Consider the following 15,524-nt stretch of genomic DNA (forward strand, 5'->3'; position numbering starts at 1 on the left):
TTAGGAGAATGAAAAGACGGCTTTTAATTACCATTTTGTTTGTAGCGTTTTTTGCTTTTGCATTTCACGTAAATGCACAGCAGAAACCACGCACCATTGTAACAACCGATGGTGAGGTGGACGATATGGATTCGTTTATTCGCTTTTTGCTTTACACAAACAATCTGGATGTTGAAGGCCTTGTTTACAGCAGTTCGCAGTGGCATTACAAAGGCGACGGGAAAGGCACCACTTTCGTTTCTGAAATGGAAATGACCAAACGTTTTTACGGAGAACGTACAGCGTTACGTTGGCCCGGTACCACCTGGATGCAGAAACTGATCAGTAAGTACGCAGCGGTTTATCCCAACCTTGTTCAGCACGATCCTGATTATCCAACACCGGAATACCTGAAAAGTATTATCCGTGTGGGGAATATCGAGTTTGAAGGCGAAATGGAAAAAGTAACTGAAGGCTCGGAATTCATCAAGAATATTTTACTCGACGACGATGAGGCTCCTGTTTATGTTCAAATCTGGGGCGGAACAAATACTTTGGCAAGAGCGCTAAAATCCATCGAAGAAGAGTACAAAGGCACCACAGAGTGGGAAGACATTTACAAAAAAGTGTCGAAAAAAACAGTAATCTACACCGTGCTTGATCAGGATGCTACTTACAAAAAATACGTGGAGCCCAACTGGCCGGAAGTAAGAGTAATCTACAATTCGGCTCAATTCTGGAGTTTTGCTTATATGTGGCCGCAGGTGGTTCCCGAAAGCCTGAAACCATTTATGGAAGGCGAGTGGTTTTCTGAAAATATAAAATTCAACCACGGGCCACTGATGGAAAATTACTATCTGTGGGGTGATGGACAACACATTGCCGGCGATCCGGACCATACACACGGAAGTATGGAGGAAGTGAAAAAGAACGGTAGAAAACAGTACGATTTTATTTCGGAAGGCGACAGCCCTTCGTATTTGTACTTGCTAAATTTTGGATTGGAAAATTACGATGATCCAACGTTTGGTGGTTTGGGTGGTCGTTTCAAACAATCTGAAACTAACTTGTATCGATGGGAAGATGGCAATGATGTCACAGATTTTAATCCGGAAACAGGCAAGGAAGAAACCGCCTATCCGCAATTGCGCTGGTTAGAGACCATTCAGAACGATTTTGCAACCCGTGCCGATTGGTGTGTAACCGATTATAAAACGGCGAATCATGCCCCCATGGTGGAGGCAGAAATTAACGCGGTTCAGGCCACAGCCGGAGATTTGATAACGCTTTGGGGGAGAGCAACCGATCCTGATAACGATGAGCTAACTTACAGGTGGTGGAACTATGTCGAAGCCGGCACCTATCCCCAAAAAGTTGAGGTAAAATCAGCCGCCCAAAAACAGATAAAACTTCGAATTCCGGATGATGCTAAAACCGGGGAAACCATACATATGATACTGGAAGTTTCTGATGATGGAAGTCCTTCATTAACACGATTTCAAAGAGTTGTAATTCATATTAATTAAATCAATAAAACTAAAACATGAAAAATCTATTTTTATTAACTTTTTTACTAGTTGGAGTGTACACCGTTTCTTTTGGGCAAAGCGACGATAAAGTAACCCGAATGCCCGTTATCGATATGCACGTGCATGTTTCAAAGGTTCGACCCGGTTCAGGTCCGTTGTGCCCATGGTTTTTAAGTGATATGCCCGGCGCCGACCCGAATGAAGAGTTTAATTTCTCGAATGTTTTTAATTCTGATTGTCTTGACCCGCTTCCGGCAGCCGAGAGTGATGAGGACCTTAAAAACCAGATCACTGACAGAATTAAAACTTTGAATATGACCATGGTTTGTTTTGGCGATCCAGGAGTTATTCGCAGTTGGATGGCTGAAGTTCCTGAAGGAAGAATTATTCCCGGAATCAGTCCCGGACAATTAACTGTTGAACAATTCCGCGATTCGTTGGAAAGTGGTTTTTACAAATACATGTCGGAGGTGGCACCGCAGTATCAGGGAATGTCGCCTAGCGATATGTCGCTTGATCCTTACTTCGCAGTTGCCGAAGAATTGGGTATTCCTGCAGGTATCCACATGGGAACCGGTGGTAACGGAATGACCAATATTACCAATGCAAAATACCGCGCTTCGTTGGGCGATCCGTTTCTGTTGGAAGATTTGCTGGCAAGACACCCAAAACTTAAAGTTTGTGTGCAGCACGCAGGTTACCCAATGATTGAGCATATGATTGCACTTATGGGAGCACACGCCTATGTTTATGTTGATATTTCAGGAATGATCTGGAGCTATCCGCTCGATGATGTGAAAGCCTATGTAAAAAGACTGGTGCAGGCCGGATTTGGAAAACGTATTATGTACGGAACCGACTTTATGACCTGGCCTCGTATGATTGAAACATCGATGGGAGTGATTGAACACTCGCAGTTTTTATCAGCCGACCAAAAACGTGATATTCTGTTCAACAACGCAGCACGTTTTTTCAGAATGGATGACAGTGATTTCGACTGGCCTCAATAAAATGTATGACGAAATATATTCCTCAATAGAAGTTTGGATAGATGTATTAATCGGATGTTAATACATGAAAGGTCGGGGGTGCCGGGCAAGGTACTCCGACCTTATCAAAGAACCAACTTCTGAGAAATGAATAACCAATAAAAAATTAAGTAATGAAACGATATATTTTGCTTTTTTCATTCACGTTTTGTTTGGGCTTTATATTGAGCGCGCAAACCAATGAAAAACCAACACGCAAACCGGTTTTTGATGTTCACGTACATGTAATGAAGGTATCCGGTCAGGGAGCTCCTTTGTGTCCCTGGTTTTTAAGCGATATGCCGGGAGGTGATCCTGCCGACGAAAATCCACCTGCGTTTTTCGACAGCGATTGTTTAGATCCGCTACCAGCTGCTGCCAGTGACGAAGAATTACAGGAAGAAGTGGTTGGCCGAATCAGAGATTTAAACATGAGTATGATTGCTTTTGGCGATCCTGAAATTTTGCGAAACTGGATTAAAGCATCGCCTCCGGGAAGAATCATTCCAGGTATTGGAATCAGCAATGCAAAGTCGATGAGCGTTGAGGCATTCCGCGATTCGCTGGAAGGTGGATTTTACAAAGTGATGGCCGAGGTGGCACCGCAATACCAGGGAATGTCGCCAAGCGATCCTTCGCTTGATCCTTATTTTGCTGTGGCCGAAGAATTGAATATTCCGGTTGGAATCCACATGGGAACCGGCGGAAACGGAGTGGCAAATTTAACCCGCCCCAACTTTAGAGCTTCATTAGGTAATCCTGAGCTTTTGGAAGATTTGCTGGCCCGTCATCCGAAAATGAAAATATGGGTAATGCATGCAGGTTATCCTTTAATGGAAGAAATGAAAGCATTGATGGGAGCGAACGCCTATGTTTATGTTGATATTTCAGGAATGATATGGAGTTATCCGCTGGATGAAATTCATGCCTATATTAAAGGTTTGGTTCAGGCAGGATTCGAAAAACGTATCATGTTTGGTACCGATTTTATCATGTGGCCACGAATGATCGAAACCTCTATGGGAGTGATCGAACATGCGCAGTATTTATCGGAAGAACAAAAAAGAGACATCTTATTTAACAACGCGGCAAGATTTTTTCGCATGGATAAAAGCCAGTTCGACTGGCCAGTTGCTCAGCAATAATCGAATAACGTAAGTATGAAAATATAAAGCCGACCGTGTTTCAACACGTTATGGTCTGGTTAGTTAGAAAAGAAGATCCGGACGAGTTCCGGATCTTCACAACTTAATTAAATTATTTGTAAACCAAGAAACTAAAAAAATGAAGAAAAAACTTTTCCTAGCACTTTTTTGCTTTTTAGCAGTACTGGGTGCCAATGCCCAGGAATTAACAAACTTTATGGGAGGTGCTCAAATTGTTTCTCCTGAAATTGGTGAAACAGAGGTTACCTTTCGTTTTATGGCGCCTAAAGCCGACACCGTAAAAATAACTGGTGGATTTACACCTACAGTTAAAATGGAAACCAGGTTTGGACCAATGGATGTTCCTGCCCCGGTAAATATGACGAAAGACGAAACCGGTCTGTGGTCAATTTCATTTCCACTACCGGAACCTGAATTGTATACCTACAGTTTTATTGTGGATGGAGTTAGCGTGAACGATCCGAAAAACATTTTTATGCAACGCGACGGAACACGCTATCTGAGTGTTTTACTTATTCCCGGTAAACAAACCGAGAATTATTTTGAAGCAAATGAACACGGTAATCTGTCGAAAGTTTGGTACGATTCTCCAACTATCGGAACAAAACGCCGTATGTTTGTTTACACGCCTTACGGATACGAAACCAGTGGTGAAGATTATCCTGTTTTATACCTGCTTCACGGAGGTGGTGGCGACGAGGATGCCTGGAGTACAATGGGACGCGCTCGTCAGATTCTCGACAACCTGATTGAAAAAGGACTGGCAAAACCAATGATCTGTGTAATGCCTAACGGAAATGCCGGACAACAAGCTGCAAGGACTCAGTTGCTTGAAGAAAAAACTTACGACCGCAACGATCCTGCATATGCCAATCTTTATGTAAAAAGTATTGTGCAGGATATCATTCCATACATCGAAGGTCATTACCGCGTAATTGCCAAACCTGAAGCCAGAGCAGTGTCAGGATTATCAATGGGAGGCGGTCATACATTAGCAGTTACCAGCTTGTTCCCCGGAACTTTTGATTATATCTGCCCGCTTAGTATGGGTGTTCGCGGCGATGCTGAAACAGTTGACAAACAATTACAAGGCGTAAAAGAAGCCGGATACAAATTATATTGGGTTGGCTGTGGCGAATCTGACTTTGTTTGGGAAATGGCTCAAAATCTTGATGCAGCCTTAAAACGCAACGATATGGAGCATACTTTTTATGTAACCGATGGCGGACATACATGGGCCAACTGGCGTAAATACCTGAATACTTTTGGTCAACTTCTATTCAAATAATTCATAAATAAAAACCAATGAAAAAATATATATTTTCAATTATTGCCCTCTTTGCTTTTGTTGGGGCATTTGCGCAGGAGCTCACTAATTTTATGGGTGGTGGAGCTATTGTTTCACCGGAAATCACTAAAACGGAAGTAACTTTTCGTTTTTTGGCTCCCAATGCTGATACTGTAAAAATATCGGGAGGTTTTACACCAACCGTAAAAATGAAAACGAATTGGGGAGAAATGGATGTTCCTGCTCCTCTTGATATGACAAAAGGCGAAAATGGTTTGTGGTCGATTACATTACCACTTCCCGAACCGGAATTGTACACTTACAGTTTTGTTGTAGACGGGGTAAATATAAACGATCCGAACAATATTTTTATGCAACGCGACGGTACACGTTACCTCAGTGTTTTGTTGATACCTGGTAAAGTGACTGAAAACTACTACGAGGCCAACGAACATGGAAATCTGAATCAGGTGTGGTACGATTCGCCAACACTCGACATGAAACGTCGTTTGTTTGTTTACACTCCTTACGGTTATGCTGACAGTAAAGAAGATTATCCGGTACTTTATTTATTACACGGTGCCGGTGGCGACGAAGATGCATGGAGTACCATGGGCCGTACTTGTCAGATTCTCGACAACCTGATTGAAAAAGGACTGGCCAAACCGATGATCTGCGTAATGCCAAACGGAAATGCAAATCAGTATGCTGCCAGAACTTTAATGATTGAGGAAAAACCAATGGACCGCAGTGCCTGGATGAATAATTCATATCCGAAAAGTATTGTTCAGGATATTGTTCCTTTTATCGAAAAAACATACCGTGTTGATGCACGCCCTGAAGCACGTGCAATTGCCGGTCTTTCAATGGGCGGTGGTCACACTATTTCCACTTCGTTATTGTTTCCGGGCGTATTCGATTACATCTGTCCTTTGAGTGCGGCTTACGGCATGGGACGTGGTGAAGATGCTGAAAAACAAAAAAAGGAAGCTGAAAAACAATTTCTGGCGTTGAAGGAAAAAGGTTATAAATTGTATTTCCTGGCTTGTGGTAATACAGATTTCCTTTTCGAAGCTTCAAATTCATTGGATAAAATGATGACTGATCTCGGAATGGAGCACGAATATTTTGTTACCCCTGGCGGTCATACCTGGTCGAACTGGAGAATTTATCTTAACACTTTCGCACCAAAATTATTTAAATAGAATAGTATAAAATGAAGGATTTCTCAAGAAGACAATTTATTGGAAGGACAGCCCTTGCAACTGTACCAATTATTTTATTACCGGGAATAACCGGATGCTCAAGCCCGTCAGGCGACAACCCGATAGTTGAAACGCTTTACGGAAAATTGAAGGGCTATCGCGAAAATGGAGTGAATATCTTCAAGGGGATTCCCTACGCCGGAGATGTTTCAGGGAAAAATCGCTTTCAGAAAGCCACCCCTGTAGAACCATGGGCCGGAGTCAGGGATGCTCTCCAATTGGGAAATCCTTCAATTCAAGATCCCAGTCAAACATACGGATTGAATGAACCGGAACCTGCAGAAAACTGCCTGTTCTTGAATATTTGGACACCTGCCAACGATGGAAAAAAACGCCCTGTAATGGTCTATAACCATGGTGGCGGATTCCAGACTGGTTCAGGAGGAGCAGTAACCGCCGACGGTGCTAACCTGGCACGAATGTATGATGTGGTTGTTGTGGAAACAAACCACCGGCTTGGTTTGCTCGGATTCCTTTACCTCGACCAATTGGGAGGAGAAGAATACCGGGGATCGGGTAACCGCGGCGTGCAGGATATTGCTGTTGCCTTAAAATGGGTGAATGAAAACATTGAAGAATTTGGCGGCGATTCGCAAAATGTAATGATCTTCGGAGAATCCGGCGGAGGAATGAAAACCTCCTGTTTATATGCGATGCCCGAAGCTGCTCCGTATTTTAACAAGGCATCGATTGAAAGTGGCCCAGGCGTAGAAATTATCGAAGCTGAAGATGCTGCCCAAACTACTATCGAGCTGTTGAATCATTTCAATATCTCAAAAAGCGACTGGAAAAAATTACTGGATATACCTGCCGAAAAATTGTTGGAAGCGTCGGCCAAATTGCCACGAAAACCAAGTGGACGTTCGGGAGGATTTTATGGAATCGGAAACTCCGGCGTAGGTGGTTTTGGTGCCGTGAAGGATGGTGTGGTATTACCAAATCACCCATTCGAACCAACAGCTCCCGATATTTCAAAAGACAAACCTTTATTAACAGGCTGGAATGAAGATGAGTACATCTTTTTTGCAATGGTTGGTGGCGACAGTGGTGTTTTCACTATTTCCGAAGATGAGTTGAAAAGCCGTCTGGAAAAAGATTTTGGCACTGATGCCGAACTGATCAGAAAAACATACCACGAAGCTTACCCGGATAAAACACCGGGCGAAATTTTTATCGCTATTCGCTCGATCATGATGATGGGCTTGGGATCGATTACAATTGCAGAGCGAAAGACCAAACAAGGCGGAGCTCCTGCTTATTTGTACAATTTCGGTTACAAATCGAACATGAAAATACCGGGAACCGAATTTGAAGCAGGTACGATGCACGCGCTGGATATACCATTTAAATTTTACAATGTTGAAGGAGGAATGGCCGGAACAAAAGAGGATCGTTTTGAGGCCTCCAAAAACTTTACTTCGTTGTGGACAAATTTTGCACGTAACGGAAAACCGAGTGCCGAAGGTCAGCCTGATTGGCCGGCTTTTAATTTACAAGACCGTTCGTTGATGCGAATTGATGCACAATGTTCTGTGATCAACGACCGCTACAAAACGGTTCGCGAGATGTGGCTTAGTATTCAGAAATAATCGATAACAACTAATCATGCCTAAAAAATTTTCTGTTGTATTTGTATTGTTTTTACTGGTGCTGGAAATGAGCGCACAACAGGCTCATATAAACCTCGATTGGGCACCACAACGAGCAGGAGGAACATTAATACCTTTTATGGCCAATACGATCTCTCCTGAAGTTTCCGACGACCATATGGTTACATTTCGACTGAAAGCTCCCCAGGCTAAAGAAGTTTTTGTGTCGGGAACAGTAATGCGTGGTATGAAAAGCCAGGATCCTATCAAACTTACGAAAGGAGAAGATGGCTTGTGGAGTGGGACTGTTGGTCCGGTAACTCCCGAAATATATAAGTACAACTTTATTGTGGATGGCGTTCGTATTGTCGATCCTGCTAATACCTATGTAGGATTTGCGAACCAGCCGGATTACAGCGTTCTGGTTGTTCATGGCGACGGACCGGCCTGGTACGATGCTAAAGATGTTCCGCACGGATCGATTACACGTCATATTTATCAATCGGATGTAACCAACGGACAGCGTGAAATGTATGTTTACACACCTCCGGGTTACGACAATTCGAAAAAATACCCGGTGCTGTATTTATTCGGAGGTTCAGGAGAAGTAGCTTCAACCTGGATGCTTACAGGACGCGTGAATTTTATTATGGACAATATGATCGCCGACGGAACAGCCGTTCCAATGATCATAGCTATGCCAAATAACCAGGTGGTGCATCGCATGGATCCAAAACACACCGAAATAAGTTTTCCGAAGTTTAACGATGAAATGCTGCAGGAAGTAATTCCTTTTATTGAAGCGAATTACAGTGTGAAAGCAGATAAACATAACCGTGCTATTTCCGGCTTGTCGATGGGCGGGCGTCATGCTCAAATCATTGGTTTGAATAACCTCGATGTTTTTGGTTCCATTGGAATTTTAAGTGCTGCAGAATCGCTGGATTTGATAAAACCGAGCGTACTGGATGATCCGAAAATCAACGAAAAAATCGATTACCTGTTTGTTGGTGCCGGAACCAACGAAACTACACCGGAATCGCGCCAAACGCTGATGCACCAAACTTTTGAAGAAAAAAATATCGAACACGAATTTTATGTAGGCAGTGCCGGGGCTCACGATTTTATCACCTGGAAACACCTGCTTTATTATAAGTTTTTGCCTAAACTGTGGCAGGAATAAATAGCATATTCGTGAATTAAATTACTACCTAAAACTAAATATCATGAAGAAACTAAATCTAATATGTTTAAGCGTTTTTGTTGTGGTACTTTTGTTAAATCCGGTCAGCACTTTCGGACAACGATACAAATCCGGACCACAGGACATGACTTTTTTATCATCTGTTGATGAAAGTAATCAGCCTTACGCGATTTATATTCCTGAGAATTTTGATGAAACGAAAAAATACCCGCTCGTAATTTTTCTTCATGGAGCGATGTCAAATCATCGTCTTGGTTTACGACGTGCTTTTGGTGAAGGAAATATTCAAGGGCCAGAATTTGGAACACCGGGTTTTACGCCGGCACAAACCGACCTGGAGGTTACCCGTTTTTATCCGGAGCTGGATCCGGTAGATTACATTGTTGTTGCGCCTTTTGCACGCGGAACAGCCGGTTATCAGGGAATTCCTGAACAGGATGTTTTTGATATGCTCGCCGATGTAAAAAGTAAATTCTCTATAGATGAAGACAGAACTTACCTCACCGGTTTATCGATGGGGGGCGGCGGAACACTTTGGGTAGGATTAACGCATCCGGATATGTTTGCAGCCATTGCACCCGTTTGTCCTGCACCTCCGGCAGGAACGGATAAACTGGCTATGAATGCTTCGAACATTCCTGTCCACCTTTTTGTGGGCGACCGCGATGGATTGATGACAACCTCTGATGCGTGGTACGAAAATTTTAAATCGATAGGTGTTGATGTGGAATACGTTATTTATCCGGGTATTGCACATAACAGCTGGGAATATGCTTTCGAGGATGGTTTTATTTTCGACTGGTTTGCCCAATTTAAACGCGATATGTTTCCGAATGAAGTAAAGTTTACAACTTCTGCCTTTAAATACGACAAAGCTTACTGGGTGACTTTCGATAACCTGGTTCCGGGAGTTCAGGCATCAATCGATGCTAAGTTTACAGGCGACAATCAAATAGAAATTACAACGACCGAATTGTTGGCTTTCACCCTGAAACTGGATGGACATTCGATGTTTAATGCAGATTCAAAAGTAAGTGTAAAAGTCGATGGAAAAGCATTTGCAGTAAAAACAGCAGGTGCAGTTTCATTTAGCAAAGAGAACGGTGACTGGAAAAATAAGAAATTCACACCTAACAGGTTCTCAAAGAAAAAGGGTGCGGAAGGACCACTGTCTGCGGCGTTGCAGAGTAATCATATCTATGTGTACGGCACACAGGGAGAACCTTCGCGTGAAGAGTTACAAACCCGTCAAGCCGATGCAACGCATGCAGCAGACTGGGCTGTAGATCGTGGTTGGATTGGAAGAGTAATGATTTTTCCACGGTACATGGCAGATAATGCTGTTCGCCAGAGCGATTATGAAACCTCAAATCTTGTTTTGTTCGGAACGGCGGAAACAAACAGCATCATTAAAAAATATGAAGACAGGCTGCCGGTTCAGTTAAACGAAGATGGCGACGGTTACGGGCTGGTTTACATCTATCCGATGAACGGACATTATGTGTTGATCAACTCCGGATTGCCCTGGTGGACTCCAAAGGCAGCTGCTGAAGGACAGGGTGGATTTAGTTTATCGCCCGGAAAAGGTGGAGCACTGGACGGACTTCCTGACTTTATCCTTTTCAAAGGTACTCCGGATAATGTGATCAGTTCAGGGTATTTCGACAATAACTGGGAAATTCCGGAAACCGAAAAATCAAAATTAAAATCATCAGGCGTAGTTACGCTGAAATAATCAATTACTAAGATCTAAAAAATATGAACAACAAAATCTCGAAATATTTTTCTGTCCTGTTTGTCGGCTTCTTCTGTTTCTTTGCAGCGAACGCCCAGGAAATTTCAAGGCAACAAGGACCTCAATATGAGTCGCCTGTAATTGCAAAAAATAACGAAGTAACGTTCAATGTATATTCTCCAACGGCCTCTTCTGTCGCTCTTGTTGGTAGTTGGGTTGGTGGAACTAATATTGAACTCACTAAAAACGCTGAAGGAATCTGGACCACAACAGTAGGTCCGCTTGAACCTTCGATGTACCACTACAATGTAATTTTGGATGGTGTTAACATTCTCGATCCGAAAAATCCAAAGGCCATGCGCGATGGAAGCAGGTATGCGAGTACACTGATCATTCCGGGAGAAGGCTCTGATATTTTTGATGTAAACGATGTTCCACACGGTACACTTGCAAAAGTATGGTACGATTCGCCAACGCTTGAATTAAAACGCCGAATGTATGTGTATACGCCTCCTGGATACGAGGACAGCAAAACAAAATATCCTGTTCTTTACTTACTCCACGGCGGTGGTGGCGATGAAGATGCCTGGACTTCTTTGGGGCGTGCAAATTACATTCTGGATAACCTGATTGCTGCCGGTAAAGCCAAACCGATGATTGTGGTGATGACCAACGGAAATCCCGGTCAAAAAGCTGCACTTACTGAAAAATCAAGTAAAGAAACACTGAACAACGGTCCTGCCGTTGGAATGGGAAGTGGCAAGTTTGAAGTTAGTTTGGTTAAAGATGTGATCCCGTACGTTGAAAAGCATTATCGTGTTTTGGCAGATCCGAAAAACAGGGCTGTAACCGGTTTGTCGATGGGTGGACTACAAACTCAGCGAATTGCTCTCGCAAATCCAACACTTTTTGCCTATTTCGGTGTAATGAGCGTAGGATTGCTTGAAGGAGACTTGTTCGGACTTGATACCGATACTTACCACAAAGAATACGAAGACAATATTGAGAAGCTTAAAAACGGAGGTTATAAAGTTTACCGGATATACTGCGGGAAGGAAGATTTCTTATACAAAAGCGTGGAACATCTTCGGGAAACGCTCGACGGTTACGATTTTCAATACAAATATATTGAAACTGATGGTGGACATACCTGGGCCAACTGGAGAACATATTTGTCCGATTTTGCCCCTCTTCTTTTTAAATAATCAAATCAATTCATAATGAATAATTTAAGAACAAAATTAATGGTTGGCCTTTTGGCTGTATTTTTTACTTCGGCTGTGCAGGCCCAAATGTTTAGCCGAACACCAACACCAAATGATTCTATACAATCAACAACGGTTTTGGAAAACGGGGATGTGGCATTCAAAATTTATGCGCCCGAAGCGGAAAAGGTGACTTTGGGTGGTGATATTGTTCCTTGGGGAACCGAACTCAAAAGTGAAAAAGCGAAAAATGGCGTGTGGACAATAACAGTTCCGAATGCCAAGGCCGGAACCTATCGTTACAATTTTGTAGTAGACGGTGTGAAAGTATACGATCCAAAAGCACTGGATGCTTACAAAACTTCAGCTTTAGTTGATGTTCTTCCAAATGGTGAAGAAGAATTTTTTGCTGTTCGTAAGGATGTACCTCACGGTGCTGTTTCTGCTATTCAATATTATTCTGAAACTACGGGAACTATGCGCAACATGCAGGTTTGGACACCTCCGGGTTACAATGCAAAAAACAATAAATTGCCTGTGTTTTATCTGATTCATGGCGGTGGCGACAGCGAAATGGCATGGCCGGGAGTAGGACGTGCAGGAATTATAATGGACAACCTGCTGGCTGAAGGAAAATGCAAGGAAATGATCGTGGTAATGCCCGACGGTGGTATGGATGTAAGCCTATTCGTAAAAGATTTTGTAAATGATATTATTCCTTACATCGAATCGAATTACAATGTGTACACCGATGCCGATCATCGTGCGCTGGCAGGGCTTTCAATGGGAGGTCTGGAAGTGTTGGAATCATTTATGGCACATCCAAATTTGTTTGGCTACATCAATGTGATGAGCTCGGGGTGGTTTGCCAATAATAAGGAGATGTTTGAAACGGGCGATAAACGTCTGGCGGAAATTGCTCCTACCTTAGAGAAAACAGTAAAGCTTCTGAAATTTACACAGGGAGGCCCTGAAGATATAGCCTATAAAAATGGCGAGGCAATGTTGACGGTTTTTGAGAAAAACGGTATAAAATACGAATTTAGTGAAATGCCAGGCGGACATAGCTGGCTTGTTTGGAGAAACGATCTTAAAAATTTTGCTCCGGTATTATTTAAGTAAAAATGGAATAAAAAGTACATCATTCGTGGTGTGCTTTTTTTATTTTCTAAGAATTGACAAACCTTTAAATCAATAAAATGACAATAAAAAAACACCTTCTCCGATTTGTCAGTTTTGCCATCATTCTGTTGATCAGTTTGAATGTATTTGCCCAATTCGGACCACGTATAAAATCGCCGGTGGTGAATGATGAATCCGGTATCACTTTTTCGATTAAGGCACCTAAAGCAAACGAAGTGTCCGTATTTTTTAATATGAAAAACTATCCAATGGAAAAAAATGAAGAAGGAGTTTGGAGTACAACTGTTGGGCCGGTTGAACCTGAAATGTACACCTATGCTTTTTTTGTTGACGGATTAAAAGTTCTTGATCCGGCTAATCCTAAAATGCAGGTGGGGCAGGCGCCCGACTGGAGTTTGGTAAATGTACCGGGTAATCCACTTCGTTTCGATGAAGTTAAGGATGTACCCCACGGAATCATTCACGTTCACAAATATTTTTCTACCACACAGGAAGTCGATCGCAAATTATATGTATACACTCCTCCCGGTTTTGATCCTTCAAAAAAATATCCGGTGTTTTACCTGCGTCACGGAGGTGGTGGTAACCAGACTTCGTGGTACATAGAAGGCTGTGCTGCTGAAATCCTTGATAATTTATATGCCGAAAATAAAATTGTTCCAATGCTTGTGGTGATGACCAACGGCAACGTAGAAAAACAAACAGAAGGCGGAGCTTACGGTGAAGAAGGTATTTCCATAATCGGCAACGAATTATTCAACGATGTAATTCCTCAAATTGAGAAAGAATACAAGGTTTACACCGATCAAAAGAATCGGGCGATTGCCGGCCTTTCAATGGGTGGCGGACAGTCGTTTTATATCGGACTTAAAAACGTGGATAAATTCGACTGGATTGGTTCATTCAGTTCTGGCATTTTTGGAGGAATACCCGGAGTTGAGTTTGACGCAGAAAAAGAAATTCCGGGCATACTGACAAAATCTTCTGATTTCAATAATGAGCTCGATCTTTTTTACCTGTCGTGTGGCGAGCAGGACCCACGTTTAGAGCACACAAATAAAGTTGTAGATCAGTTTAAAGCCAACGATCTGGACGTAATTTACGAAACTTTTGAAGGAACACACGAGTGGAAAGTCTGGAAGCATTCGCTCCGTAATTTTCTGCAATTATTATTTAAATAAAAGATAACAGAATTAAAATCAATCAAAAAATTTAATCAATGAAACGAACAATTCTTTCACTACTAACACTGCTTTTTGCAATTAATTTATTTGCCCAGTTTGGAGCGCCGCCATTGGTGTCTCCGGAAATAAACGGCACCGACGTCACTTTCCGTTTAAGGGCACCTAAAGCGATTAAAGTTGAGTTGAACGGAGACTTTCTTCCCAAAAAGGAAATAGAAACTCCAATGGGAAAAATGTCGGTTCCTGCACCGGTGGAAATGGTGGAAGGCGAAGGTGGCGTTTGGGAATACACCGTAAAAGATGTATCCCCTGATTATTGTTCGTACACGTTTACCGTTGATGGACAAAAGATGCTTGATCCGAGCAATGTGAAAACTGTTCGCGACGGGCAAAACTTTACCAACTATTTTATTATTGCCGGCGAAAAAAGTGATCTTTTCCTGGAAGCAGAAGCAAAAAAAGGCACACTTTCAAAAGTTTGGTATCCATCAAATGCTTTTGGAGCCGAACGCAGAATGTCGGTTTACACGCCGTACGGATACGGTGAGTCCAACAAAAAATATCCGGTTTTTTATCTCCAACACGGAGGCGGCGGCGATGAAGATGCGTGGCCAACACTCGGCAGAGCGTGTCAGATTCTTGATAACCTAATTGCACAGGGAAAAGCTGAACCGATGATTGTAGTGATGCCCAATGCGGATCCAAACAGTTTGGCTGCTCAGGATGTAATGGATAAACTGCCTGGTCCATCAATTTTCTCATTGGGTATGGAATCGGAAGAATTGCATTCGGGCGGTAACTACACAAAAGACTTGGTTGAAGACATTATTCCATATGTTGAATCGCATTATAATGTCATTAAAAAGAAAGAATCGCGTGCCATTGCAGGTTTGTCGATGGGCGGAATTTATACGCTTTACACCACGCCTCGTCATCCCGAGTTATTCGATTACATTGGTGTGCTGAGCATGGGATTTACACCTGAACGCGATGTTAAAGCAGAACTTACTCCAATTAAAGATGCCGGTTACAAATTGTACTGGGTTGGCTGTGGCGAAACCGATATGGCCTGGGCAAATGCAGAGCGTTTACTGAAAGGACTCGATGAAATGGACATGGAGCATATTTATTTTGGCGAAGTAGGTGGTCATAACTGGGATACCTGGCGTGTTTGCCTAAAAGAATTAGCACCATTATTATTCAAATAAA

General features: G+C 42.6%; 12 protein-coding genes. All 12 read left to right on the forward strand.

Translation table 11 applies throughout. The features are described from left to right. Positions 1 to 8: 8 nt before the first annotated feature. The 12 genes from SLH46_RS07090 to SLH46_RS07145 all read left to right on the forward strand — a co-directional run bounded on the left by SLH46_RS07090 (position 9) and on the right by SLH46_RS07145 (position 15,523). Positions 9 to 1,505: a DUF1593 domain-containing protein gene (locus tag SLH46_RS07090; protein WP_320280472.1), complete on the forward strand. Its 1,497-nt coding sequence runs from the start codon at positions 9 to 11 to the stop codon at positions 1,503 to 1,505. 17 nt (positions 1,506 to 1,522) lie between these two features. Continuing rightward, the gene (locus SLH46_RS07095; RefSeq protein WP_320280473.1) at positions 1,523 to 2,518 is read left to right on the forward strand and encodes an amidohydrolase family protein; all 996 of its coding nucleotides are present in this window, start codon (positions 1,523 to 1,525) and stop codon (positions 2,516 to 2,518) included. A gap of 152 nt (positions 2,519 to 2,670) precedes the next feature. Continuing rightward, entirely contained in the window at positions 2,671 to 3,681 is a 1,011-nt protein-coding gene (locus SLH46_RS07100) for an amidohydrolase family protein (protein ID WP_320280474.1), read from the forward strand. 139 nt (positions 3,682 to 3,820) lie between these two features. Continuing rightward, the gene (locus tag SLH46_RS07105; protein ID WP_320280475.1) at positions 3,821 to 4,990 is read left to right on the forward strand and encodes an esterase; all 1,170 of its coding nucleotides are present in this window, start codon (positions 3,821 to 3,823) and stop codon (positions 4,988 to 4,990) included. Positions 4,991 to 5,007: 17 nt separating this feature from the next. Then, on the forward strand, positions 5,008 to 6,195 hold the full coding sequence (locus SLH46_RS07110; protein WP_320280476.1) for an esterase: 1,188 nt from the start codon (positions 5,008 to 5,010) through the stop codon (positions 6,193 to 6,195). An 11-nt stretch (positions 6,196 to 6,206) separates the two neighbouring features. Next, positions 6,207 to 7,844, forward strand: a complete 1,638-nt coding sequence (locus SLH46_RS07115; protein ID WP_320280477.1) for a carboxylesterase/lipase family protein — start codon at positions 6,207 to 6,209, stop codon at positions 7,842 to 7,844. A 16-nt stretch (positions 7,845 to 7,860) separates the two neighbouring features. Further along, positions 7,861 to 9,027, forward strand: coding sequence for an alpha/beta hydrolase-fold protein (locus SLH46_RS07120; RefSeq protein WP_320280478.1), 1,167 nt, complete (start codon positions 7,861 to 7,863; stop codon positions 9,025 to 9,027). 43 nt (positions 9,028 to 9,070) lie between these two features. Beyond that, positions 9,071 to 10,783, forward strand: a complete 1,713-nt coding sequence (locus SLH46_RS07125; protein WP_320280479.1) for an alpha/beta hydrolase-fold protein — start codon at positions 9,071 to 9,073, stop codon at positions 10,781 to 10,783. 23 nt (positions 10,784 to 10,806) lie between these two features. Next, complete coding sequence (locus SLH46_RS07130; protein ID WP_320280480.1) at positions 10,807 to 11,988, forward strand: esterase; 1,182 nt, start codon at positions 10,807 to 10,809, stop codon at positions 11,986 to 11,988. A gap of 15 nt (positions 11,989 to 12,003) precedes the next feature. Next, positions 12,004 to 13,110 (forward strand): alpha/beta hydrolase-fold protein, encoded by a 1,107-nt coding sequence (locus tag SLH46_RS07135; protein ID WP_320280481.1) that lies wholly within the window; start codon positions 12,004 to 12,006, stop codon positions 13,108 to 13,110. Between the two features lie 77 nt (positions 13,111 to 13,187). After that, positions 13,188 to 14,312, forward strand: a complete 1,125-nt coding sequence (locus SLH46_RS07140; RefSeq protein WP_320280482.1) for an esterase — start codon at positions 13,188 to 13,190, stop codon at positions 14,310 to 14,312. A gap of 38 nt (positions 14,313 to 14,350) precedes the next feature. After that, positions 14,351 to 15,523, forward strand: a complete 1,173-nt coding sequence (locus SLH46_RS07145; protein WP_320280483.1) for an esterase — start codon at positions 14,351 to 14,353, stop codon at positions 15,521 to 15,523. Position 15,524: the final 1 nt, after the last annotated feature.

Origin of the sequence: Draconibacterium sp. IB214405 (assembly GCF_033963885.1) — a bacterium.
Lineage (GTDB): Bacteria > Bacteroidota > Bacteroidia > Bacteroidales > Prolixibacteraceae > Draconibacterium.